The sequence below is a fragment of the Mycobacterium sp. 1274761.0 genome (genome assembly GCF_001668615.1).
Classification (GTDB): domain Bacteria; phylum Actinomycetota; class Actinomycetes; order Mycobacteriales; family Mycobacteriaceae; genus Mycobacterium.
This window is the reverse complement of the sequence record NZ_LZMC01000020.1, coordinates 40777-62086: the sequence shown is the minus strand read 5'-3', so window position 1 is coordinate 62086 and position 21310 is coordinate 40777. Positions and strand designations below refer to the sequence as shown.

Annotated in this window: 18 protein-coding genes; 8 read left to right on the top strand and 10 right to left on the bottom strand. The window is 65.2% G+C overall.

What is annotated here, in order from left to right:
- Positions 1-96 precede the first annotated feature (96 nt).
- Positions 97-2439, top strand: coding sequence for a glycoside hydrolase family 65 protein (locus A5651_RS03430; RefSeq protein WP_066975580.1), 2343 nt, complete (start codon positions 97-99; stop codon positions 2437-2439).
- Between the two features lie 17 nt (positions 2440-2456).
- Here the strand turns inward: A5651_RS03430 and A5651_RS03425 are convergent, their stop codons facing one another.
- The 7 genes from A5651_RS03425 to A5651_RS03395 form a co-directional block, all read right to left on the bottom strand.
- Positions 2457-3062, bottom strand: a complete 606-nt coding sequence (locus A5651_RS03425; RefSeq protein WP_066975578.1) for an AMP-binding protein — start codon at positions 3060-3062, stop codon at positions 2457-2459.
- A gap of 10 nt (positions 3063-3072) precedes the next feature.
- A complete protein-coding gene (locus tag A5651_RS03420; RefSeq protein WP_066975576.1) occupies positions 3073-4149 on the bottom strand; it encodes an ABC transporter ATP-binding protein in 1077 nt (358 codons plus the stop codon).
- Positions 4150-4395: 246 nt separating this feature from the next.
- Entirely contained in the window at positions 4396-6024 is a 1629-nt protein-coding gene (locus tag A5651_RS03415) for an acetolactate synthase large subunit (RefSeq protein ID WP_197496528.1), read from the bottom strand.
- 56 nt (positions 6025-6080) lie between these two features.
- Complete coding sequence (locus A5651_RS03410) at positions 6081-6905, bottom strand: DUF1707 domain-containing protein (RefSeq protein WP_082943565.1); 825 nt, start codon at positions 6903-6905, stop codon at positions 6081-6083.
- A gap of 27 nt (positions 6906-6932) precedes the next feature.
- Entirely contained in the window at positions 6933-7736 is an 804-nt protein-coding gene (locus A5651_RS03405) for a DUF1906 domain-containing protein (protein ID WP_066975572.1), read from the bottom strand.
- A complete protein-coding gene (locus A5651_RS03400) occupies positions 7702-8577 on the bottom strand; it encodes a cutinase family protein (RefSeq protein WP_066975570.1) in 876 nt (291 codons plus the stop codon). Before A5651_RS03400 ends, A5651_RS03405 begins: the two co-directional genes overlap by 35 nt.
- 182 nt (positions 8578-8759) lie before the next feature.
- Positions 8760-11132: a lysylphosphatidylglycerol synthase transmembrane domain-containing protein gene (locus A5651_RS03395; RefSeq protein ID WP_066975568.1), complete on the bottom strand. Its 2373-nt coding sequence runs from the start codon at positions 11130-11132 to the stop codon at positions 8760-8762.
- 189 nt (positions 11133-11321) lie between these two features.
- On the opposite strand from A5651_RS03395, the gene A5651_RS03390 reads away from it, so the two are divergent.
- On the top strand, positions 11322-12557 hold the full coding sequence (locus A5651_RS03390; RefSeq protein WP_066975566.1) for a hypothetical protein: 1236 nt from the start codon (positions 11322-11324) through the stop codon (positions 12555-12557).
- 20 nt (positions 12558-12577) lie between these two features.
- Here A5651_RS03390 and A5651_RS03385 read toward each other — a convergent pair whose 3' ends face one another.
- Complete coding sequence (locus tag A5651_RS03385; protein WP_197496525.1) at positions 12578-13150, bottom strand: M15 family metallopeptidase; 573 nt, start codon at positions 13148-13150, stop codon at positions 12578-12580.
- Between the two features lie 437 nt (positions 13151-13587).
- On the opposite strand from A5651_RS03385, the gene A5651_RS03380 reads away from it, so the two are divergent.
- Complete coding sequence (locus A5651_RS03380; RefSeq protein ID WP_066975563.1) at positions 13588-14535, top strand: GGDEF domain-containing protein; 948 nt, start codon at positions 13588-13590, stop codon at positions 14533-14535.
- A 3-nt stretch (positions 14536-14538) separates the two neighbouring features.
- Here A5651_RS03380 and A5651_RS03375 read toward each other — a convergent pair whose 3' ends face one another.
- Positions 14539-14925 carry a DUF2237 family protein gene (locus tag A5651_RS03375; protein ID WP_066975561.1) on the bottom strand — a complete coding sequence of 129 codons (387 nt, stop codon included), beginning with the start codon at positions 14923-14925 and terminating at the stop codon, positions 14539-14541.
- Between the two features lie 17 nt (positions 14926-14942).
- Here A5651_RS03375 and A5651_RS03370 point away from each other — a divergent pair, with 17 nt between their 5' ends.
- Positions 14943-16316 carry an alpha/beta hydrolase domain-containing protein gene (locus A5651_RS03370; protein ID WP_066975559.1) on the top strand — a complete coding sequence of 458 codons (1374 nt, stop codon included), beginning with the start codon at positions 14943-14945 and terminating at the stop codon, positions 16314-16316.
- Here the strand turns inward: A5651_RS03370 and A5651_RS03365 are convergent.
- Positions 16313-16795 (bottom strand): hypothetical protein, encoded by a 483-nt coding sequence (locus tag A5651_RS03365; protein WP_066975630.1) that lies wholly within the window; start codon positions 16793-16795, stop codon positions 16313-16315. The genes A5651_RS03370 and A5651_RS03365 overlap by 4 nt on opposite strands.
- A gap of 199 nt (positions 16796-16994) precedes the next feature.
- Here A5651_RS03365 and A5651_RS03360 point away from each other — a divergent pair, with 199 nt between their 5' ends.
- The 4 genes from A5651_RS03360 (at position 16995) to A5651_RS03350 (ending at position 21310) form a co-directional block, all read left to right on the top strand.
- Positions 16995-18548 (top strand): serine/threonine-protein kinase, encoded by a 1554-nt coding sequence (locus A5651_RS03360; RefSeq protein ID WP_066975557.1) that lies wholly within the window; start codon positions 16995-16997, stop codon positions 18546-18548.
- Positions 18549-18558: 10 nt separating this feature from the next.
- On the top strand, positions 18559-18714 hold the full coding sequence (locus A5651_RS25630) for a hypothetical protein (protein WP_197496524.1): 156 nt from the start codon (positions 18559-18561) through the stop codon (positions 18712-18714).
- A gap of 103 nt (positions 18715-18817) precedes the next feature.
- Positions 18818-20602 carry a bifunctional serine/threonine-protein kinase/transporter substrate-binding domain-containing protein gene (locus tag A5651_RS03355; protein WP_066975555.1) on the top strand — a complete coding sequence of 595 codons (1785 nt, stop codon included), beginning with the start codon at positions 18818-18820 and terminating at the stop codon, positions 20600-20602.
- A 105-nt stretch (positions 20603-20707) separates the two neighbouring features.
- A complete protein-coding gene (locus A5651_RS03350; protein ID WP_231988539.1) occupies positions 20708-21310 on the top strand; it encodes a rhomboid-like protein in 603 nt (200 codons plus the stop codon).

Sequence of the window (21310 nt, the reverse complement as noted above, 5' to 3'; positions counted from 1 at the left end):
CCCGACCCGCCCGCGAATTCACGAACGGGCGTCACGGCACAGCGAGCCGACTTCAAACAGGCCATTTGATCGCCGGCGTTTGGCGATAATGGCGCCATGGCAGCCCGTCCGAAGTTTCAGATCGACCCTTGGGAACTACGGTGGAGCCGCTTCGATCTTGACGCGCTGGCTGACGTCGAATCGATCTTCGCCTTGTCCAACGGCCACATCGGCTTACGCGGAAACCTTGACGAGGGTGAGCCGGTGGGTACGCCCGGCACGTACCTGAACGGGTTGTACGAGCATCACGAATTGCCCTATGCCGAAGGTGGATATGGCTATCCCGAGGATGGACAGACCATCGTCAATGTGACCGACGGAAAGATCATCCAACTGTTCGTTCAGGATGCGCCGATGGACATGCGCTACGGCAGCGTGATCGAACACGAACACATCCTGGATTTCCGCACCGGAACGCTGCGCCGGAATACGGTTTGGGCGTCGCAGACGGGGCGGTGCGTGCGGATCAGATCGGAGCGCCTAGTCTCGTTCACCCAGCGCGCCGTGGCTGCGATCCGCTACGAAGTCGAGCCGCTGGATTCCCGGTTGGAGCTGGTGATCCAATCCGATCTGCTGGCGAACGAGGAGGTGGTCATCAATAGCAACGATCCGCGTCTGGCCGCCGCGTTGGATCGTCCGCTGGTCGCGGAATTTGCTGCGGCAAAGGACAACTCAGCAGTGTTGGTTCATCACACCAGGCAGTCGGGACTGCGTGTCGCTGCCGGAATGGATCACCAGATCGAGGATGGGTTGGGCAATGTGTGTGACGTGCACGCCGAGGAAGACCTGGCGCGCCTGACTGTTGCGGTCGACCTCGCCAAGGGCGAAACACTGCGGCTGACAAAATTCATTGCCTACGGATGGTCGAGCAGGCGCTCGACGCCGGCTTTGCGGGCGCAGGTGGATGCTGCGCTAGCGCAGGCCAAACAGACGGGTTGGGTCGGTCTGCTGTCAGGCCAGCGTTACTACCTTGACGAGTTCTGGTCCCACGCCGATATCGAGATCGAAGGCGATCCAGAACTTCAGCAGGCGATCCGATTCGCGCTATTCCAAGTTCTTCAGGCCGGCGCTCGCGGCGAGAACCGACCCATATCAGCCAAGGGCCTGACTGGGACGGGCTACGGCGGCCACGCATTCTGGGATACCGAGATCTTCGTGCTGCCCGTGCTGACCCATACGATGCCGGACGCGGCAGCGGCCGCACTGCGCTGGCGACATTCCACCCTGGAGAAGGCCAAACGACGCGCTCGTGAACTCGCTCATAGCGGAGCAATGTTTGCCTGGCGGACGATCAACGGTGACGAATGTTCCGGTTACTGGCCGGCTGGGACGGCAGCAGTCCATGTGACGGCCGACATCGCTTATGCCACAGCGCAATACATCGCGGCGACCCGCGACGAACAATTCGAAAACGAGTACGGCGTTGAACTGTTGGTCGAAACGGCGCGGTTGTGGATGAGCGTCGGCCATCACGATTCTACTGGACAATTCCGCATCGACGGCGTCACCGGCCCCGACGAATACACCGCGCTGGTGGACAATAACCTGTTCACCAACTTGATGGCGCAGCACAATTTGACCGAAGCCGCCGACGCATGTGAACGTCGTCCGGAGGTCGCCAGTCGCCTTGGCGTGAGTGCCGAAGAAACCGCGGGATGGCGTGGTGCCGCTTCGCACATGGTGGTGCCCTATAGCGACGACTTGAAAGTGCATGAGCAGTCGGAAAGCTTCACCCGGCTAGCTCACTGGAACTATGCGGCGACGCCACCCACCGCTTATCCTCTCCTGCTGCATTACCCGTATTTCGAGCTCTATCGCACCCAAGTGGTCAAGCAGGCCGACCTCACCCTGGCGATGTACCTGCGGGGCGACGCCTTCACCGCGGAAGAGAAGGCTCGCAACTTCGAATATTACGAAGCGCTCACCGTGCGAGATTCATCGTTGTCGGCTTGTGCGCAAGGAGTTTTGGCTGCCGAGGTCGGCCACCTGCAGCTCGCCTACGACTACCTGGCCGAGACCGTATTCGTCGATCTGCACAACCTGCACGACAACGTGTCCAGTGGCTTGCACATTGCCGCGCTGGCCGGCACTTGGATGGTCTGCGTGGCAGGGTTCGGTGGAATGCGTTGCCGGAGAAGTGAGCTGGCGTTCGCGCCCGCACTCCCGGATGCGCTGAGCCGCCTCAAGTTCAGAATCCTCTGGCGCGACCGTTGCATAGCGGTAGAGCTGACCGCTCGAGAAGCCACCTACCGACTCGTAGCGGGCGACTCAGTGCACCTCACACACCACGGGCAGCCGTTCACCCTGGAGGGGGACGCAGTCACCTTGCCGATACCGAATCGGGCCCAGTTGGCGGAAGTCACCTCACCAGCCCATCGCGCCCCGTACCGAAGAGCCTGAGTGCCGGGCCGGCGAGCTCAGGCGAAACCGAACAGCTCGCGTGCATCGCTGCAGCTGGCGGACAGCTCAGAGTGCGTCAACTCAGATCCCTCCGGTTGGCCAGCGGCGGCGTTGGAGTAGACGACGACCGCGGTGTCGTCAGCGTCGGTAGGCTCGATGTCACCCATGTCCGGCGTGAAGTACAGCTCGTCGAAATGACGTGTGCCCGCGGGGAGCTCGGCGTCGACCGGCGCCATCGCCACATATGTCTGCAGCCCGTCGATTTCCGCCGTGCCGCGAACTGCCTCCTGCGCCAAGTCCTCAGAGGTGACCAGCAGCCGCGCACTGGAAACGATCAGCTGATAACAGAGGTCAGGTGCGAGCAGCGACGGGCTCAACGGCACCAGCACCGCACCGGCTTTGAGGACGCCGAAGTAGGAGAACAACAGGTGGGGCCCGTCCGGCAATTGCACCGCCACCTTGTCGCCGCGCCCAACACCGAGGGCGCGCAGGCTACTGGCGACGCGGCCCGAGATCTCGTCGACCTGAGCGTAGGTAACGGTATGAGCGCCGAGCTGGCAGAGCGCCTTCTGGGGATGGGCCCGTGAGGATTCCCGAAGGGTCGACGCGAAGTTGAAACTCATCGGCGACTCCTCAGCGCTCCCGCGCGGCAGGAATCGCTTCGGTGTCGGACTCCTCGCGGTCGTGGTGGCGGCGATGCGAACTCCCGTCGTAGTCGTCGGAGTTGCTGTCGGTGTTTTCGAGGTCCTCGCGGATGGCTTCCTGCGCATTCGGCGGCAACGTGTGCATGATCTCGCGCACCCGGGCACGCCTGCGCTCGACCGCGGCGCGCTCCGGCATGCCCGGGGTCGCGGTGATCTGCGGCGGCACGCCCTCTACCTCGTCGACGCCGCCGTGGTGGTGGCCGGCGTCGACCATGGCCTGCTCTTCGGCCATCTGCGACTCGTCCTTCTCCTCCGACATACCGATCGGGCCGATGCGGCGACCGTTGAGGAACTGCCGCACCACCGGCTCATCACTGGTCAACAAGACCTCACGCGGACCGAACATCACCAGATGCTTGCGGAACAACATGCCGATGTTGTCGGGCACCGTGCGGGCGACGTTGATGTTGTGCGTCACGATCAAGATCGTGCAATCGATCTGGGCGTTGATGTCGATCAACAACTGGCTCAGATAGGCGGTGCGCACCGGGTCCAGACCGGAGTCCGGCTCGTCGCAGAGGATGATCTGCGGGTCGAGCACCAGCGAGCGGGCCAGACCCGCACGCTTGCGCATACCGCCGGAGATTTCGCCGGGAAACTTGTTCTCATCACCGGCCAGACCGACCAGCTCGAGCTTCTCCATGACGATGTTGCGGATTTCGCTTTCCTTTTTCTTCGTGTGCTCCCGCAACGGGAAAGCGGTGTTGTCATACAGGCTCATCGACCCGAACAGGGCGCCGTCCTGGAACATCACCCCGAACAGTGTGCGGATCTCGTAGAGCTCCTTGGCCGAGCACTCGATGATGTTGGTGCCGTCGACGATGATCTTGCCGCGCTCGGGGCGCAGCAGCCCGATCAGCGACTTCAAGAACACCGACTTACCGGTACCCGACGGGCCGATCAAACCGCTGACCTCGCCCGGCGGGAGCTCGAACGTCACGTCCTCCCAGACCGTTGTGCTCCCGAAGGACTTTGTTAATCCCTCGATCGTTATTCCGATACCCATTGAAATCTCCCCGTTGTGATGCACGCCACTGCGCTGGAATGGGTATAGCCATTCATCCGCTGCGAATCACGCTGGGCCGAGAATTTTGTCGATCAATTGTCAAGGACTTCGCCAGTGCTGGATTGAATCGATTGCTTTCAGGACCATTCCCGCAGGTCACAGCGGTAAATGCATGGATCGGTCAATTCGGCGCAGTGCTGCATTGGAACGCCAGCTATTCGACTGAAAAGCAGTGTTACGGGCGCGTCAGGACAGCGATTCGTCCAACTCGCCCAGTGCGTCGATGAGATCACCGTTGACCGAATAGTCCACCGGGCAGTCGATGACGCTGACGGTGTCGTCCTCGAGCGCGGTTTGCAGCGTCGGTAGCAGTTCGTCGGGAGATCCGATGCGATACCCCTTGGCGCCGAAGCTCTCGGCGTAGGCGACAAAGTCAGGGTTGCTGAATCGGGTATCGACGTTGTGGCCGATCTCGAGATCCATCTTCCAGCCGATCAAGCCGTAAGAGTTGTCGTTCCAGATCAGGATCACCATCGGGATCTCGCGCCGCATCGCGGTCTCGATCTCCTGCGAGTTCATTAGGAACGCACCGTCGCCGGTGGCCACGAGCACCTTCGCCTCGGGCCGAGCGATCTTCGCGCCGATGGCACCGGGCAGCGTCCACGCCATCGTCGAGAGCCCATTGGAGATCAAGCACGTGTTCGGTTCGTACGTGGGATAGAGCCTGGCCATCCACATCTTGAGGGCACCTGTGTCGACAAGAGCAATGTCGTTGCGCTGCAACGCCGTTCGTGTGTCGGCGACAATACGCGCCGGCGTCAGCGGGAACCGAGAGTCCTCGCGGCCGCGTTCGAGCTCGTCGGCGAGCAGCTGGCGGATCTTCTCGCGGCCCGACAACGCGGGATGCTCGCGTTTCACCCGGGGTGCCAGCTCGTCCAGCGTGCGGCTGATGTCGGCGTGTAGCCCGACCGCGACGTTGTAGTGCGCATCCACTTCCGCCGGGAATCGGTGGATGTGGATGATCTTCGTGTCACCGCTCGGGTTGATCCGAACGGGATCGAACTCCTGCAGCTCATAGCCGACGGCGACGATCGCATCGGCCTGGTCGAAGCCGAAGTTCACGTAGTCATGACGCATGAAGCCGACGGCGCCGAGCGCGAGCTCGTGATCGTCGGGGATCACACCCTTGCCGTGGAAGGTGGTGGCCACCGGTATTTCGAGCGCTTCGGCGAACCGTCGCACGGCGTCGGCCGCCTCGCTGCGGGCCGCGCCATGACCGGCTAACAGGATGGGATTGCGTGCGGTGCACAGGATCTCGGCGGCGCGGTCCAGTTGGGTGACAGACGGATCGTCGGGCCGGGGGATGTTGACCGGCAACGGTTCCGCCTCCGCGGGGACCTCGGCCTGTTCGACGTCTTCCGGCACGGCGAGATGGACGGCGCCCGGTCGTTCCGTCTGTGCCAGCTTGAACGCCTTACGAACCATTTCCGGCACCGCAGACGGCGTCGCGACGAGCGCCGCCCATTTCGTCACCGGCTCGAACATCGACACCAGGTCGACCCCCTGATGGGACTCCTTGTAAAAACGCCCCAACCCCACCTGTGCTGAAAGCGCAACGACCGGCGTGGAATTCGTCGTCGCGTCCGCAACACCGAGCAGCAGGTTGATCGCTCCCGGACCAAGCGTTGCCGAGCAGACGCCGGCCCGCCCGGTCAAGCGGCCGTATACCTCCGCCATGAACGAGGCGCCCTGCTCGTGGCGGGTCAACACGTATTCGATCGACGACTTCGACAGCGCGTCGACCAATCGGATGTTCTCTTCACCGGGAATGCCGAAAACGTGCGTGACGCCCTCGTTCTCCAGGCATTCGACTATCAGTTCAGCGGTCGTACGACTGGGTTCGCCCACATGGCCGAGCCTAGCCGCGTCGGTCACTGCCCAGGGCCGGATATCCGAATGACGGAACCGTCAGCCCCGAGCGCGACGTAGCCGCCCCCTTGCCCACCCTGACTGACGTGCACCCGAAGCGCGAGGCTGCCGTCCTGTGTCGACTGAATGTCCAGCCACTCATCGCTGGCGTTGACGATGCCGAGGGTCTGCGGTGCATCGCGGACCGCGCCGACGATGGCCTGTGGGTCGAACTTGCTCAAGTCGCCGACCGTCGCATGGATCGGTGTGGTCGCATCATCCTTGATCTTGGCCCATGTGCCGTCGCTGTAGATCCACAGAACCGTCTTGTGGCCGTTCACCGCGTCGGGACGTAGGAGGTCGGCGCGGCCGCTGCGGATGTCGAGCTGGTAGCCCAATGTGTCACCGAAGTTCTTGCCCATCTGAGCCAGCAGGCCGGTCAGGCCGCCGAGGCTCAACAGATCCTGCGGCGGCTGCGGCGCCGTGGCGGTGCTGGGCTTGGGACTGGCGGCGGCTGCGGTGGGCGAACCCGCGCTGGCCGTGCTCTTCGACGGCGCCGTGCCGCCGTGCACGGCCCAGCCGATGCCCGCGGCGGCCAGCAGAACGACAACCGCCGCGGCGACCCAGATCCCCTTGGACGAGTCGGGGCGGATGGCCGCAGGTGCGCTGCGAATCTGGAGGTCGGACACGAGCGACTGCAGCTCTGCGAGCGTCACCGCCTTGGTCGCCGAGCTCACCCGCTGGCGGTGCTCCTCCATCGAGAGCTGGCCGTCACCGAGCGCTGTGTCCAAGACCTGGCACGTGTTCGTGCGGTCGTCGTCGGTAGCCCTGGTCTTCGCGGTGGCCACGGCGTGGATCCTATGGCGTGAAGCGGATCAGCGCGGCAAATCCCACTGGCCGAAGTCGGCGGCCAGGATGTCGTCCTCGTCGACGTGGGTTCCGCCGAGGCTGATGCCCGGGTCGGCCCCGGTGACAATCACTCTCTGGTAAAGCACGGCGGCAGGCTCGCGCTTGCCACCCGACCACGCTCTGGTCTGCCACGCCCAGCGATAACCCGGGGAGGACGAGTGTCCGATGACACCGTCAGCGATGGCCCATCCGCAGACTCCGGCGGAACCGTAGACGCCTGTGCGTTCCACACCCAGCACGGAGTTGATGCCGCGAAGCCATTGCACAGCAACGCTTTTCCACGTACCCGCGTCGATGCCCTCGTCGATGCTGAAGAAGATCGGCGCCGTGGCCGGGCCGCCGGCCGCCGTGTGCAGGCGGATGGCCGTCTGGGCGTCCGCGACGCCGCCATCGTAGCCGCGGGTGAAATCCGACGGCGTCGGCCAGCCCGGCTTCCCGTACTGATAACAGCTGACAACGTGAAGCCCCAACGCCCGCAACGCATCCGCGTACTCGCGGGTGACGGGCTTGAAATCGAAGGTGGCGCCGGGCCGCAGCTCGGACACATAGACCAGCGCACCCGCATATCCGGCTGCGGCGACCTGATCGGCGGGCACCAGGCGCTCGGCGAAGTCGATCAGCTTGCCATTGGCAGCCGATGCTCGGGGCTGGCCGACCGTAGCGGCGAGGCCGGCGAGGATTGGAGCGCCGAGCGTGTATTTCAGGGCCTCACGCCTGGTAACGGCGTGGGTTGAGTTACTGCGGTCCGACGACACGACATTCGACCGCACACGAGAGGATCGTTTCGGGCGAGCGCGGCGGGTGCTGCTGCGGCGGCGCGACCGGAATCGTCGACAGCGGTGAGGCGGCGGGCGGCTGCGGCGTGGCTGCCGGCTGGCCGGCAGCAGGCGTCGGCAGATGCGGTTGACCGGCAGGAGGCGGGGGCTGTGGGGTCGCCGCGGGCGGAGGCGTGGTCGCCAGCTTGGCGGCGGTGAACAGCGCTGCCTGCTCGACCTTTCCGGTCTCGACGTACTGGGTGTGCGCGTTGAAGTCCCTGCCTGACGAGCAGACGAAGTCGTCGTCGACGCACAGCTCGAGCGTCTTGTCCGCATACAGCGGGCCGACGTCGACATCCGGCTGATTGATCGCGCGCATGAACCGGTCGTTGGGCTTTCCGAACAACGTGACAGCGGCGACGTGCTTGGCCACATCGGGCGGCATCGGATTGGGTACGCCCTCGGGTGCTCCGTCGGGAATGACGTTGGCGGTCACGAAACCCGCCACGGCCGCGCCTTGGGAAAAGCCGCCGAGCACGATATTGGTGTTAGGGCAGTTCGCCGCAAGCAATTCGACGCGCTGGCTGGCGTCGCGGATACCGTCGAGCGCCCGCGGGAATTCGGTGGTGGCCGGATAGTCGACCGGATATACCTCGAGCGACTTCGACCCGATCCGCGAACGCAGGGCTTCGACAAAGGCCTCGCCCGTGGGGCCGAGTCCGGGTGCCTCTGCGGTACCGCGCGCGAAAACGACCTCCACGTCAGGGCACGGCTGCGCCGATGCGGCCGGAATGGCGCTCAGTGGGGTCACACCGGTGACCGACGCGATCAATATCGCGATATTGCGTGCCTTCACGCGCGCAATGTTGACATATCCCGGTGGCGCTCGCGATTCGAAGAACTAACAGCTAATGAACGTCTTATGAATCGGCCATCACTCGTTTAGTTATTTTCCGCCGAATTATGCCGCACGGTTGCTAATTGCTTGGTGAAACTGCCATCGTGCACAAATGGATGATGGCCCAGCCAATTCTGCGGCTAGATCATGTCCTTATCGGTCAGGCGGCGAATCAAAAACCAGCCGGCGAACACCGGCAGCCAGCACGTGAGCACCCGATAGAGGAGCACCGACGGGACCGCGACCCCGGCGGGCAACCCGAACGCCGCGAGGCCACCGATCAGCGCCGCCTCCACCGCGCCGACACCGCCCGGCGTCGGCGCCGCCGAGGCAAGGGTGCCGCCGATCATCGTCACCACCGTCACCGTGACGAACGACGCGTTGCCGCCGAACGCTTCGATACTCGCCCAGAGTGCCAGTGCACCGCCGAGAGTCGTTGCCGCGCAGCCGAGAACGATGAGCAGAAGCCGTCGAGGCTCACCGGCCAGCTCCCGAAGATCCCGCAGCACCTCGGCGATGCGCGGCCCGAGCGTCGCCGTCAGCCACAAACGAAGCTTGGGCACGATGACGAACGTCGCAATCATCACCAGCAGCGCACCACCGACGACGTACACGATGGTCGCCGACGGAACGAAGTGGGACAGGTCTGCCGACGCTCCGGCGAACGCGCTGAACAGGATCAGCAGCGTGATGTGGGTGACGACCTGCACCGATTGCTGAAGCGCCACCGCGGTGGCCGCCCGCAACGCGCCGAGTCCACCCTTCTGCAGGAACCGTGCACTCAACGCCAGCCCGCCGACGCCCGCCGGCGTCGTCGTCGCCGCGAACGTGTTCGCCACCTGCATCAGCGTGAGGTTGCCGAAGCTCACCAGGCCGTCGGCGCACGCCCATAACGCCGCCGCCGCGCCGAGATACTTAAGCGCAGACACCGCCAGCCCGAACAGAGCCCACCACCAGTTCGCGGTCTTCAACTCCGAGAAGAACGTCGGCACGGTGCTGATGAACGGCAGCGCGACGTAGACCAGTGCGACGAGCAGCACCATCTGCAGGATCTGGTTGCGGTTGAACCGCGTCACTGTCTCCGTTTCGATCTCGGCGGCGCCGGTCTGCAGCTTCACCTCGTCCCGGGTAGCGTTGAGGATGCCTCGCGCATCGGGAACGGTGTCCCGGATGCGTTTGGGCACAGCGGCTTTCGTAAGGCGACGCGACGCCGTCAGCACCGCGCTCTTGCCGAATACCCCGATCGCCGCCCGCACGGCGGTGGGCGCGTCGTACAGCGCGCTCGTGGTCACCAGCAGATGCGCGATGTCGGATTGCATCTGCGTATCGGTGGCCCCGTATTCGGCGTGGTCGAAGCCACCGAACAGCACGGTTTCACCGTCGACGGTGATCTCGGTGGCGCGCAGGTCGCCGTGCGAGATGTGCTGGTCGTGCAGTATTCGCAGCGACCCCCATATCCGCGGTACCAGCGTTGTCTCGGTCGCATCGGCCAGCGGTGTGCCGCGGGCCGGCGTATACGCGTACAACGTCCACCCGCGGTCGAGCGGTGTCACGGCCAGCGGCACCGTGTTGGCGACGCCGAGATCGCCGACCGCGATCGCCATCAGCGCGCGGTGCTCGACGATACGGCGCATCGACGCATGAAACGGCGCCGTCTCCCCGCCACGCAGCGTGAATTTTCGCCACAGCTGACGGACCGCGCCTCCGCTGCGCTGGTTCGGGCTGTACAACTCGATGTCCTTGACCGACCCGTCGGTACAGACCGCCGACAAGAGAAGCGACCCGCGGCCGGCCAACCGCACCACGGTCAGGCCGGTCACCTGGTAACCGCGCCGGGCCAACGCGCGCACGGCGCCTTCGAGCGGCACCTCGAGTGCAGGAGTGCCGACCACCAGGATCACCAGCGCGCCGACAAACCAGCCCACCGCAAGCCCGAGCAGCGAGCGGGCCGGAACGACCGCGCTGACCACCAGGTGGATCGGGACGAACGCCAGCAGCAGCGCCCACCACCAATGCCGCCACCGCGCGGGCAGCCAGGGCCCCGACACCGTGAGCATCGCGGCGAGCATCGCGATCCAGCGCGGGTCGTCGAGGAACTGCGACAGAAAGGTCTTGGGCTGCTCGGCCACGTCGAAGTGCCAGCGCGGGGCGGCGATGCCGTCGGGCCGCACCGACAGGGCGAGCACCGCGATGACCCCGGCCGCCGCGTAGGCGCCCAGCAGCTTCCAATGCCGACCGACAATCAGCCCGACGAGGATCGCGAACGGCAGCACAAGAATTGCGATGCCGTAAGCCAGGTAGACGAGGTTGGACTGGGTGGGCGTCAACACCCCGACGATGTCGGAGATCGAGCTCTCCAGCGATACCCAGTCATAGCGAGTGATGAGCGAGCTGGCGATGACGACGGCCAAAAAGATGGCGGCCAGCAGGAGCCGCAGAATGTCGCTCGTGCGGCGAGTCAGTGGCTGCAACAAGCTGCCTGAAACGGAGATGTCCCGTCCGTCGACGCGCACGCGGACTAGTTAACCGGACGGTTTGGCAGCTCCACGCGCAATTCAGACTGCAATGGCGGCGACGAAGTGCGAGTAAATGTCGCCGTGAGCGCAGTCTCAACGCAGCGCGTTGACGAAAGATTGCTGGATGTCCATTGAGCGAGCGCTTGGGTAGTCTCTGACCTGGATGACAGGCGAGAGGGAGAGCTAATGGACCTGGTGCTGGGTCTGTCGGTGACCTCGACAGCCGTGCGGTGGGTGCTGGTCGAGGGTGTGGCCGGCGACGGCGATGCGGTCGATCGCGGTGTCCTCGACATCGTGGAGGGTCTGGCGTTCGACGCTGAAGCCCTGCTGACGGTGCTGCTGGACGCCAACGAGGCCGTCATCGAAAACGGTGTGCACGCCGTCGGCGTCACGTGGACTCCTGCGGGCGAGATCGTCGCAGGTGACATTCTCGAGGCGCTGCAGGCGCGCGGCCTTCCCAATGCGATCGCGGTGTCGGAGGTCGAGGCTGCCGAGGCGCTGGCCGGCGGTATCGCCGACATTGCCGGTTATCAGAGCATCGCGGTCTGCGTCTTCGAGCCCGACTACCAGCTCGTCGCCGTGGTGAACGGCAGGGGTGTGACGGCCGATCCGCAGAACCTGCCCGACGACGTGGAATTGGCCAGCAGTGTGATAGCACTGGACCTCAACGACCGCCAGCTGGACGCCATCTTCGTCGTCGGATCCGCAGATCTCGTCCCGGTCGTGTCGGCGATGGGTGCGGTTGCCGCGGCGCCGGTGATTTCCTCGGCGGAGGCCGATATGGCCATGGCGCGTGGCGCGGCGGTCGCCTCGGCCCTGGCCGTGTACGCCATGGACGGGCGCTCGCGATCACCGCTGAGCCTGCGGGACATGTCACGTACGACGGTGCTGACGTCTGTCGTCGTCGGCGCGGCCGTCACCCTGGTGGTGTCGCTCTCGGTCGTGCTCGGTCTGCAAGCGACATCGGACTCTCCGTCGGAGACCACCAATGCCAACGCCACCGGCGAGCAACTGAAAAAGAACACGGTGGCGCCGGAGGCAAAGGCCGCGCTGGCTGCGCCAAAGGTGCAGCCGCGGCCGGCGGCGCCTGCCGCGGAACCCGCGGCGCTTCCGCCCGCACCGGAACCGCAGGCCCCGCCGATCGCCGAAACGATGGTTGCCGCGGCGCCGCCGGCGCCCGAGGCGGTGCCGGAGGTCGATCCTCCCGCGGCGACCCCGCCGGTCCCTGCGTATGTGCCTCCTGCACCGGTCTATACGCCGCCGGCTCCGGCGTACACGCCGCCCGCACCGGTGTACGTGCCGCCCGCGCAGCCGCAGGTTCCGGCGGTGCAGCCCCAACCACGCCTGCGCGACAAGATCATCGAGCGCATTCCGATCATCAACCGGTTCCACGAACCGCAGCCGATGTATCCGACGCCTTAGCGTCGATCACCGAAGAAGGCTCAGCGACGCTCGAAGTGCTGATAGTCCTTCGGCGTCCGCCAGTCGCCGCCCCACCGCCAACCGAGATCGGTGAACGCCAGCACGGCGGGGTCGCCGTCGTGCAGCATCCCCGGATCGGTGCGGCTGCGGTCGAGGTAGGGCCCAGCCGTCGCAGGCTCGATATGGCCGCTGCTGTCGATGTAGGGGTTGATGAGCGGGTTGACATCGATCGCCCGACCGAACGCGTGCAATGACGGCGTGTTCGAACCGGGCAGTGGTCGGCAGTTGAACGCCGAGGTGTTGTTGTCTCTCATCGACAGCTCGTCCTCGGCACCCGGATAGTGGTCGACGGTCTGCATCTTGGCGATCGGGTAGCGCTGCTGCTGCAGCCGGTCGAATACTCCGATGACGTCGGCAACCACGTCCTGGTGAACGACGAGATCTCCGCGATGGGCCTGGCCGTCGAAGCCGATGTAGTCCACCTCGACGCGGCGCAACAGCTCCGGCCCGACGGGGCAGCCGGGCCGCCACGTCGCGCCGAGTTCGGCTGTCGTGACCGCATGCACCGCGGCCGGCGTCGGCACCGGCGACATAACCGGCGACGAAGTCGTCGAGGGGGGCGGGGCGGGCCGTGAGGCGGCAGGTGGGGTCAATGTGGTCGGCTGCTGAGTCGGTTGAGCGCGGCTGCACTGCACCACGGAGGCAATCGCAAGAGATAGGACCGTCAGGGCGGCGGCCCATCGATGAACGCTGATGACTCCACGATAGCGAGCACGATAATTGATGAAGCAAGCAAATTTGTTAAGAGTTGCCTGTCCTGCGTTATGGCGACGTTAACCGCGTGGGAACAATCGTGAGTTGCATGATCAGAAGCCACCAGAAAGCCGACATGAAGCGCGAATCCGACTACAGTATCGCCATGCATGCTCCCGAAAGCGGGCACCCCTCATTAGTAGCTACCACAGATTCTAAGCACAACCTTGTGCTAAGACCGCTTCCAGCAAACGACAGTCAGGACGAGCGGCCCAACGTGCGGCAAGCGGAGGGCGAGTCCACCTTTCCGCTCTTCTCCTGGGAGATCGCGTCAGAACTCGATCGCGAATCGGTTTTCGCAGCGGTTGTCGACTCCCTTGACGAGGGAGTGGTCATCCTGCGGATGGACGGCAACCTCAAATACCTCAACCCCGCGGCCATGCAGATCTACGGCCTACGGACCCTCCGCGAGGCGGCCGATTTCTTCGAGCAGGCGACCAGATCGCAGTTTTATGACGCCGACGGCGCCCCGGTGCCACCGGAGCGTCACCCGCGCGCTCTCGCCTATCGCAGCGGAGCGTTCAGCAGACAGCTCTATGGTGTTGATCTGCCGAATGGCAAGCGACTGTGGGTGCTGATGAGCGCCCGACTGCTCAACCGGGAAAGTCCGTTCCCCGACGTGCTGGTGTCGTTCTCCGACGTCACCGCCGAGCGCGAGGACCGAGACCGCTTGCACCATCAAGCCCACCACGACCCGCTGACCGGACTGCCCAACCGCGCTTTCGTGTTGCGCAGAATCGCCGAGGCGCTGGAGTCAGCAGACGGCGGGCGGTTACGCGCGGTATTGTTCCTCGACTTGGACGACCTCAAGGCCACCAACGACATGTTCGGCCACAAAGCCGGTGACGAGCTGCTGAAGGCGGCCGCGACGCGGCTGCGGCAGTGCGTGGGTCCGGATGACGTCGTCGCGCGGCACGGGGGCGACGAGTTCGTCGTCCTCATCTTCGGCGACGCCCCCGAGGATGAAATTTGCGAGTGGCGGGGCCGACTCTGGGCCCAGCTTGCCCGGCCGGTCAACATCGGCGAGGCGACCGTTCCCATCCGTGCGAGCATCGGCATCGTCGAGGTCGATCGCGACGAGCGGCGCGGCGCCGAGGAGATCCTGGGGGACGCCGATCTCGCGATGTACAAAGCGAAGCGATCCCGTCGCCGTCAATGCCGGTGAGCCCTAGAGGTCGCCGGGATCGTCGGGCACATCGACGGCATGCTCGGCAAGCGCCTCCAACGGGACAACCTCGAGCGTGCGCTCGTGCGTCGACGCCATCACCACCGGCGCGGCGCGGCCGTCCTCGTACGCCTTCAACCAGTTGGCGGCGGTGACGCACCAGCGGTCGCCGGGGGCCAGGCCGGGAAAGCGGAATTCCGGTCGCGGCGTGGACAAGTCGTTGCCGATGAAGCTCTGGTGCTCGAGAAACTCGGCCGTCATCACCGCGCAGATGGTGTGACGTCCGACGTCCTCGGCTCCCGATGTGCAGCAGCCGTCGCGGTAGAACCCGGTGAGGGGATCGGTGCCGCACGGCTCCATCGGTGTGCCCAACACGTTGAGATCCGGCATCGGCCCAGTATCGCCTGATGACTAATGTCATCGCCATGCCCACCGTCGCGCATGTACCCGGCAAACCGAACATGATCATCGGCGCCTACGACGTCGCCGACATCGGCTACACCGCCAACGAGTTCTTCGTGTCGGGCACGGCGTCGTCGTTCGCGGGCGAGGGCGCGCTGGGCGACGCGGACTACACCACAAGGGTGGTGGCGCTGACGCCGGCCGACATCGGCTCGTTCAACGGCACGGTGATCGTCGAGTGGCTCAATGTCAGCGGTGGAGTCGACGCCCCCGCTGTGTGGCTGATGGCGCACCGCGAGATCGTGCGCGAGGGCTACGCCTACGTCGGCGTCTCGGCCCAGGCGGTGGGTATCCAGGGCGGCGAGAGCCTCGTCGGCGACTTCTCGTTGAAAACCCAGGATCCGCAACGGTATTCGCCCCTGCATCATCCCGGTGATGCGTATTCGTTCGACATGTTCAGCCAGGTCGGCCGGCTGGTGCGGGATTCGCCGGCCGAACTACTGGGCCGTCTGACGCCGGAAGTGGTTGTGGCCTTTGGTGAGTCGCAGTCGGCGATGTTTCTGACGTCCTACATCAACCACGTCGACCGGTTCGCACGCACCTACGACGGGTTTCTGGTGCACTCCCGGTTCGGCGGTGCGGCGCCGCTGACCGGCGCCACGATCCTGAGCGAGTTGGAGCAAGGGCACCGCCTGGACCCCTCGCCGTTCCGCGACGATCTGCGGGTTCCGGTGGTGAATGTGATCACCGAAACCGACGTCGTCGGTGCGATTCTGCCCGGTTACTACATGGCGCGGCAGTCCGATGGTGAGTTGTTGCGGACGTGGGAGATCGCGGGGACGTCGCATGCTGACGCGTACACGATCGCGGTGGGTTTCAGTGACACCGGGTCGACGCCGATCGAGCAGCTGGCCGCGGGCTACGCGCCGACCAAGGAATTGATGGGTCAGCAGCTGCCGCACTTCATCAACTTCGCGCCGCAGCATCACTACGTGTTGCAGGCGGCGATCTCGGGGCTGCACTCGTGGGTGCGCAGCGGTACCCCGCCACCGCACGCGCCGCGGCTCGAGACCGACGACGCGCAGCCACCGTCGTTCATCGTGGATGAGCTCGGCATCGTCAAAGGTGGCGTGCGCACACCGTGGGTCGACGTGCCGGTGGGGCGCACCTCGGGTGTCGGCAGTCACGACAACCCGTTGGCGCTGCTGTTCGGTTCGGGTGAGCCGTTCGACGAGGCCACCCGCCGCAGGCTGTATCCCGGCGGCAAGGCCGAATATTTGCAGCGCTTCGCCGAGTCACTGGACGCGACCATCCGCGCCGGCTATCTGTTGCGGGTCGATCGCGATGAGATCCTGGCGCTGGCCGCGGCGACCTACTAGGCCGGGGTGAACTTGATCAGGCGCATACGTTCCCGCTGCGCGACCTCGGTGAACTCCTCAAGGCCGGGCACACGGTCGTCGCGGAACTTCAGCCCCATCATGCGTTGCGCCTTTTTTGCGCCGTAGGACTCGGCGGCGCGGTGTGCCATTTCGGCGACTATTGCTGGGTCGCGGATGAGTTCACCGCGCATGCTCGTCGTCTTGCCGTCGTGCAACACGTCGGCGTCGGCGCCGCCGCTGAAATTAGCCGTCCAGCCCGCGTTGGCCAACGCGTAGAGCGTGTCGTCGATCACGTGTGCGCTGACCGGTAGAGAGAACTGGCGGCCGCTTTTGCTGCCCGTGAAATTGAGCACCATCATCTGATGGCGTAGACCACCGCCCAAAGGGCTTCCGAGCAGGAACTTCACAACGGGCTTGACGGCGTTGAGGAGCTTGTCCGGTGGATGTGAGGTGGTGATGGCGGGCGAGTCTGCTGTCATGCCGCTACCGTAGGACTTACCGGGGTGCATCGGCCCCGATTCGCACTGCGTTCTGTCGGGGGAACGACGACCGCGTTCAGCGTGACTCGTTTGACGAATGCGTTAAGCGGCTGTCCGATGCGGGAACAACTGTCTGCAGCCGCACGTCGAACAGACCGAGTCGGTGTACGACGTTGCGAAGGGACGGAAAGGATTACGAATGGCCTCCGCGGAAAGCGGCGCACGGCTGGGAACCCGATTCGGGCCCTATGAGCTGCACTCGCTGATCGGTGTCGGGGGAATGGGCGAGGTGTATCGCGCCTACGACACCGTCAAAGAGCGCATGGTGGCGCTGAAGATGCTGCGCAAAGAGATGGCCGCCGACAAGAGCTATCAGGAGCGGTTCCGGCGTGAGTCGCGGGTGGCGGCACGCCTGCAGGAACCCCACGTCATCCCGGTGCACGACTTCGGCGAAATCGCCGGGACGCTCTACATCGACATGCGCCTGGTCGAGGGTGCCAGCCTGAAGGACGAGCTGCGGGTGAACGGCCCGCTGGAGCCCAAGCGGGCGGCGTCGATCATCACGCAGGTCGCGGCGGCCCTGGATGCCGCACATGCCGACGGGCTGGTCCACCGCGACATCAAGCCCGAAAACGTGCTGCTGACCCCGGATGACTTCGCCTACCTCGTCGACTTCGGAATCGCCCACGTCGGCGGTGATGCGAGCATGACGTCCACGGGCCTGATCATCGGCTCGTGTGCGTATATGGCCTCCGAACGGTTTGCCGGAGGGCCCGTCGGGCCAGCTGCCGACATCTACTCATTGACCTGTCTGCTGTACGAATGTCTCACCGGCAGGGCACCTTTCGATACCGGCGGGGATTTGCGACAGCTGATGTCGGCGCACATGTTCTCGCCGCCGCCGCGGCCCAGCATCATGCGGTCCGGCATCACACGGGCATTCGACGAGGTGATCGCCAAGGGCATGGCGAAAAAACCGGCCGACCGGTACGCGACCGCCAGCGAGCTGGCGAAGGCGGCGACGGCAGCCGCGGGTTCGGAAATGCCGGCCCGGCCGCCGCTGCCCCGCTCGTTGCCGCCGACCAGCACGCGACAGTTCTCGGCGGTCTACGAAAACCCCTCGGGAACGGGTTACACACCGTATCCGCCGCCACCGCCGGAGTATCGGCCCGCGCCCGCACCAGCCCCCAAACGGCGGTTCGGTCGCACGCAGGTGGCGCTGGTGGCCACTACGGCCGGGCTGTTATTGGTTGCCGTCATCCTGGCGTCGATACTCGCGTTCGGAGGTGGGGACACGGCTACCACGCCGCGGGCCTCGCTGACGGTGCCGCCGTCGCCGAGCACGACGACGAAGACCGTCACGCCATCGGCCACGACGTCGTCGGCGACCACGACCACCCCCACGACGACTAGCTCGGCGGGTCTGGCGGGTGTGACCGGAACGGACAGCCAGGGCTTCGTCGACCACACCACCCGCTGTGACTCGGGCAACACGCTGGTGGCGGCGATCCAGACGGCGTTGTCGCAGGCGGTGATCTGCGAGACGTCACCGGGCAACTATCAGTACCGCGGCGAACGCCTGAGCGACGGGGTGAACCTGCAGCTCAACGGTGCTGTGCCGGCGGGCGGCGGCTACGACGTGACGAACCCGGCCGACGGGGCTCGCTACGAAATCCGCCCCGACCGGCTACGCATCCTCAGCAACGCCGGGGTGGATTCCGACGAACCGGCCCTGCAGTTCGGATCGCGGTAAGGAGCTTCGCATGGAACAGCGCAACGACCCACCGAAAAATCCAGCGGATGCCAGGGAGGTGACCGAGGAACAGCGCGAGCTGCAGGGCGAACTGGAGCACCAGAACGACGACCCGGACGCGCCCGCCGGTCATCAAACTCGCGACCAGGTCGCCGACGAGACGTAGTTCTCTTCAGCCTGTCTTTACGCTCCCCCGGACAACCTCGGCAAACGTGGTGTAGCTTCAAGCGACACATCAGCGCGGGTTCGCGTGCCGAGGAGTAAACGCGGTGGATGCGACACCATTCGGGCAATATCAGCTGCAGGAGCTGATCGGCCGGGGCGGAATGGGGGAGGTCTACAAGGCCTTCGACACCAGAACCGACCGCACTGTCGCGCTCAAGGTATTGCCGCCGCACCTGGCCAAGGACGAGATATTCCAGCAGCGCTTCCGCCGCGAATCGCAGGCCGCCGCGGGCATCAACGAACCGCATGTGGTGCCAATCCACAGCTTTGGTGAGATCGACGAGCGACTCTATCTGGACATGCGGCTGATCGAGGGTCGCAACCTCAGCGCCATGCTCGAGGGTGACGACGGCAGGAATCGGCCGCTGCGGCCGGCGTTGGCGGTGTCGATCATCGAACAGGTGGCCGCGGCGTTGGACGCCGCGCACGAGTTGGGTCTGATTCATCGCGATGTGAAGCCGTCGAACATTCTGGTCACCAAGAACGACTTCGCCTACCTCATCGACTTCGGGCTGGCCCGCACGGCCGGTCAGCAGGGGCTGACGACGGCGGGCAGCACGCTCGGCACCATGGCCTACATGTCGCCCGAGCGGTTTGAGGGCGGCGAAATCGACCCGCGCTCCGATGTTTACGCGCTGTCGTGCGTGCTCTACGAATGCCTGACGGGTTCGCGGCCGTACCCGGTGGATAGCCTCGAGGAGCAGATCGCCAAACACATCGGCGCGCCGCCGCCGAAGCCGTCGGCCGTCAATCCCAAGCTGGCCGCTTTCGACGAGGTCATCGCGAAAGGCATGGCCAAGAAACCGAATCAACGGTATCGATCCGCGGGCGAGTTGGCCGCAGCGGCGCGCAGGGCGCTGAATGCGCCGGTTCGAACGACTGGCTCCGGACGCCATTCGGCAGGCGGTGCAATGACGACGTCGGGTGGCGGCCGGCTGTCGGCGCGGACGCTGGCGATCCTGGGGGCGGCCGTCGTGCTGGGTGCGGCGTTGGTCTTTGGCGCGTGGCACTTCTGGGGCGGCCGCCACGACGGCTCCTCGACGGAGTCGTCGGATGGCGTGGTTGCATCGATTGCGGCGACGCTGCCCGCGGCGGTCAAGGACTCGGGCCGGTTGACGGTCGGGGTGAATGTGCCGTATGCGCCAAACGAATTCAAGAACTCGGCGGGCGACATCGTCGGCTTCGACGTGGATCTCGTGAATGCGGTGAGCAAGACACTCGGCTTGACGCCCGAGTATCGGGAGTTTGCGTTCGAGGACATCTTGCCGGCCGTTCAGCGTGGTGATGTGAACGTTGGAATGTCGTCATTCACAGACACCTTGGCGCGTCAGCAACAGGTCGACTTCGTGACGTATTTCGAGGCGGGTACGTTGTGGGCGCAGCGAACCGGGTCCAGCATCGACCCCAACGCCGCCTGCGGGCTTCGGGTCGGCACGAGTACGGGCTCGACCCACGAAACCATCGAGATCCCTGCCAAAAGCGATCAGTGTGTGGCCGCGGGGCTGCCGCCGGTGCAGGCCGTGGTTTACCAACGCCAGGACGAACTCACCGCCGCCTTGATCAACGGGGAGATCGACGCGATGTCGGCGGACTCGCCGGTGACGGGTTTCGCGATCAAGGGCAGCGGCGGCGCGCTGGAACCGGCAGGTGAGGTGTTCGACACCGCGCCGTACGGATGGCCGGTGGAGAAAGATTCGGGACTGGCCGAACCGCTGCGCAAAGCGCTGGAGCACGTGATGTCCACGGGCGCGTACAAGGACATCGCTACGAAATGGGGTGTGGAGAAAGGGATGATCGCCAAGCCGGCGATCAACGGGGCGGTCAGCTGACTTACCAGTCGATGCTGGGCTTGCGGTCGGTGAGTTTCTGCTCCCCAAATTGTGGTATCGCAATTTCGAGACGACTGCCCCGCCAACTTTGTGACAGGAGTGACTGTGACCGCCCGCAGCGTCACCAGTGCCCCGCTCAGCTTTACGTGGCTGGCGATCCTCTTCGTCACGACCCGCATCCAGCGCTCGGCGGGTAAGCGCAAGGCAAAACAACTGCAGCGCAACCATTCGACCAACCTGCGCCGTCTGGACTCCGAACCGACGCGGGTGCTCGCCGCCAGCCTCTTGTTGACCGACGACCGTAAGTGGTGGCCGTATGTTCCCGTCTTCGCTGCGGTCGCCGCACCGGCGGAACGCCGATTGGGTTGGTGGCGTTGGATTCTCGTCGGCTTCGGTGCGCATGTCATCGGTACCTACGTCGGCCAGACGTATCTGCGGCTGCTGATCGGCAGGCGCAAGGCGCCGATGCGGCTGGTGAACGCCCGCGATGTCGGCGTCAGCTACTTCCTGTTCGGGGTCGGGGGTGCGCTAACGGGCTACATCGAGCCGCCCTGGCGCGCGCGCAGCCAACTCGCCGGCGTCGCGGCGCTCTTCCTGAATGCGGCGATCAGGCCGACCTTCACCGAGGTGGGACACCTGACAGCGTTTCTCGTCGGCCTGGCGGCCGCACCGGTTGCGCCCGATCGCGATGAGAAGCCGTATCCGTAA

Bases quoted from the DNA above. Each gene is read 5' to 3' on its own strand.
- A5651_RS03385 (WP_197496525.1), bottom strand. From the start codon at position 13,150: ATGTCGCCGGTGCCGACGCCGGCCGCGGTGCATGCGGTCACGACAGCC.
- A5651_RS03390 (WP_066975566.1), top strand. From the start codon at position 11,322: ATGGACCTGGTGCTGGGTCTGTCGGTGACCTCGACAGCCGTGCGGTGG.
- A5651_RS03370 (WP_066975559.1), top strand. From the start codon at position 14,943: ATGACTAATGTCATCGCCATGCCCACCGTCGCGCATGTACCCGGCAAA.
- A5651_RS03420 (WP_066975576.1), bottom strand. From the start codon at position 4,149: ATGGGTATCGGAATAACGATCGAGGGATTAACAAAGTCCTTCGGGAGC.
- A5651_RS03375 (WP_066975561.1), bottom strand. From the start codon at position 14,925: ATGCCGGATCTCAACGTGTTGGGCACACCGATGGAGCCGTGCGGCACC.
- A5651_RS25630 (WP_197496524.1), top strand. From the start codon at position 18,559: ATGGAACAGCGCAACGACCCACCGAAAAATCCAGCGGATGCCAGGGAG.
- A5651_RS03360 (WP_066975557.1), top strand. From the start codon at position 16,995: ATGGCCTCCGCGGAAAGCGGCGCACGGCTGGGAACCCGATTCGGGCCC.
- A5651_RS03365 (WP_066975630.1), bottom strand. From the start codon at position 16,795: ATGACAGCAGACTCGCCCGCCATCACCACCTCACATCCACCGGACAAG.
- A5651_RS03425 (WP_066975578.1), bottom strand. From the start codon at position 3,062: ATGAGTTTCAACTTCGCGTCGACCCTTCGGGAATCCTCACGGGCCCAT.
- A5651_RS03430 (WP_066975580.1), top strand. From the start codon at position 97: ATGGCAGCCCGTCCGAAGTTTCAGATCGACCCTTGGGAACTACGGTGG.